Below are 2532 nucleotides of genomic sequence, written 5' to 3'. Positions count from 1 at the left end.
GCAATTATCCAACATAATACTTCCGGATTTGCGTCTCCGGTTGACAAAAATATCAAATCGCCAAAAGATTTTGAAGGCAAAACATACGGCGGCTGGGGTTCGCCGGTTGAGGCCGCAGTCATTGAATCGTTGATGCAGTCGCAGCATGCCGATTTTACAAAAGTGAAAATCGTCAATACCGGTGATGCCGATTTCTTCACGGCGGTAAAGCGGGATATTGATTTTGCCTGGATTTATTACGCCTGGACGGGCGTTGAGGCGGAGTTGCGCAACGTGCCTTTGAACATGGTTTATTTAACGGATTACTCCGACAAGTTGGACTATTATACGCCGGTTTTGGTGACGAACGATACGATGATCAAGGAACAGCCGGATATCGTGAGCGCGTTTGTCGCGGCAGTTTCGGAAGGTTACAATTTTGCCATTGATCATCCCGACGAGGCGGCCGATATCCTGATTAAAGCCGAGCCCGATCTGAATGAAAAGCTGGTTAGGGCGAGCCAGAAATGGCTAAGTCCGAAATATCGCGATGATGCGCCGCAGTGGGGCATCCAGAAACGCGAAGTTTGGGAAAATTACGCCAGCTGGATGCTTGACCACAAATTATTGGAGAAACCGCTCGATGTCGATGCGGCGTTCACAAATCAATTTTTGCCGAAACAATAAGGAGGATGCATATGCCGAATACCTTATTAAGCATACAAATTTTGCCCAAAACGCCACACGGGGAAGATGTCATTCCGTATGTTGACAAGGCGATCGCCGTCATCGACCAATCAGGCGTCAAATATCGCGTCGGACCGTTGGAAACAACGATGGAAGGCGAGCTTGATGAATTGTTGGGCATTGTGAAAAAGATGAATGAGGAGATGCTCGCAAGCGGCAGCCCCAGCGTCATGTCGCAAATTAAAATTTTCTTTAACCCGTCAGGAGTTTCGATGGAGAAACTGACGGAAAAATACGACTGACATGCAGCCGCGCTATTATCAGGCTGCCGCGCCGATCATCATCGTCGTCGCCTTTTTGGCAGTCTGGCAAGTCTCAGCGAGCGTGTTAGCCGTACCCGCCTGGCTTCTGCCGACCCCGCTGCATATACTGGCGGCGGGGTTCGCTGATTTTTCGCGGATTCTCCATCATACCGCCGCCACGCTGAAGATTACCGTTATCGGTTTTGCCGCGGGCGTATTGTTCGGAATTGCCGTAGCCGTCTGGATGCAGCTTATATTTCCGTGGCTTAAGCAAGGATTTTATCCGCTTCTGGTTTTGTCGCAAAATATTCCGATTATCGTGCTGGCGCCGCTGTTTGTGATCTGGTTCGGATTCGGGCTTCTGCCCAAAGTGCTGATCATTATTTTGGTTTGTTTTTTTCCGATAACGGTGGCATTACTGCAAGGATTCGCGCAAACGGAAAAGACGCTGAGCGATTATATGGGCATGATCGGCGCAAACCGTAACCAGCGGTTTTGGAAGCTGGAATTTCCGCATGCGTTGCCGTATTTGTTCTCCGGGCTGAAGATTTCGGCCACATACAGCGTTATGGGGGCGGTTATTTCGGAATGGACAGGCGCCAAGGACGGCATCGGCATATTTATGATGCTGCAAAAGTCGGGTTTCAGGACCGATTTGGTGTTTGCGGCAATCTTTGTGATCGTCGCGTTGAGCCTGGGCTTATTCTGCCTCATTTTACTTGTTGAAAAATTGCTGATTCGATGGCGGCCGGATGCGGAAAGGGGCGGCAAATCATGAAGGAGAAGCTGCGACTTGCGCATGTTGCCAAATCGTTTACGGAAAATAAACAAACGGTAAACGTGCTTGCCGATATCAGTTTGACGGTGCGGGAGGGCGAGTTTGTAACGTTGATCGGTCCGTCCGGCAGCGGAAAATCGACCATTTTTAAATTGATCGGCGGTTTGCTTGTTCCCGATGCCGGAACAATCGAACTGGATGGCGAGAGCATCGTTGGGCGCAAAGGCTTAATCAGCTATATGCCGCAAGGCAACTCGCTGTTTCCGTGGCGAACGGTGGAGCAAAACGTGGCATTGGCGCTGGAAATATCGGGAAGAGCACGCAAACAAGCGATTTTGGAGGCGCGAAAATGGTTGGGCAAAGCCGGACTGGCCGGTTATGAGCATGTTTATCCGCATGTGCTGTCAGGCGGCATGCAGCAGCGGGCGGCGTTTTTGCGGGCGCTTTTGGCTCCCCGGGAACTGATGTGCCTGGATGAGCCTTTCGGTTCGCTCGATGCCTTTACCCGCATCGGCATGCAGCAATGGCTTTTGCGCGTCTGGGAGGAGAGCCGCCGGACGGTGCTGTTTATCACCCACAGCATTGAGGAAGCGATCTTTTTGTCGGACCGCATCTATGTGTTATCCGCGAAACCGACGCGCATATTGCGAGAATTTGCCGTGCCGTTTGCTCGCCCGCGCGAGGAAGCGGTGATGTTGGGGGCGGAATTTGCCGATCTGCGGAAGGAAATATACGAACTGATGCGCAAAGCGTGTCCGTTCGAAACGGGAACAGGAGAAGGTTGAC

Annotated in this window: 4 protein-coding genes; all 4 read left to right on the top strand. The window is 51.4% G+C overall.

The features are described from left to right. Nucleotides 1–666, top strand: a 666-nt coding sequence (locus tag VF260_11105) for an ABC transporter substrate-binding protein (GenBank protein ID HEX7057721.1), incomplete at its 5' end; no start/stop codon positions are given. Nucleotides 667–677: 11 nt separating this feature from the next. Continuing rightward, complete coding sequence (locus tag VF260_11100; protein ID HEX7057720.1) at nt 678–968, top strand: thiamine-binding protein; 291 nt, start codon at nt 678–680, stop codon at nt 966–968. A 1-nt stretch (nt 969) separates the two neighbouring features. Then, nucleotides 970–1746: an ABC transporter permease gene (locus VF260_11095; protein ID HEX7057719.1), complete on the top strand. Its 777-nt coding sequence runs from the start codon at nt 970–972 to the stop codon at nt 1744–1746. After that, nucleotides 1743–2531 (top strand): ABC transporter ATP-binding protein, encoded by a 789-nt coding sequence (locus VF260_11090; GenBank protein ID HEX7057718.1) that lies wholly within the window; start codon nt 1743–1745, stop codon nt 2529–2531. Before VF260_11095 ends, VF260_11090 begins: the two co-directional genes overlap by 4 nt. Nucleotide 2532: the final 1 nt, after the last annotated feature.

This window comes from Bacilli bacterium, assembly GCA_036381315.1.
Lineage (GTDB): Bacteria > Bacillota > Bacilli > Paenibacillales > KCTC-25726 > DASVDB01.
The sequence above is the reverse complement of the archived record's forward strand: the minus strand, read 5'-3'. Positions and strand labels throughout refer to the sequence as shown.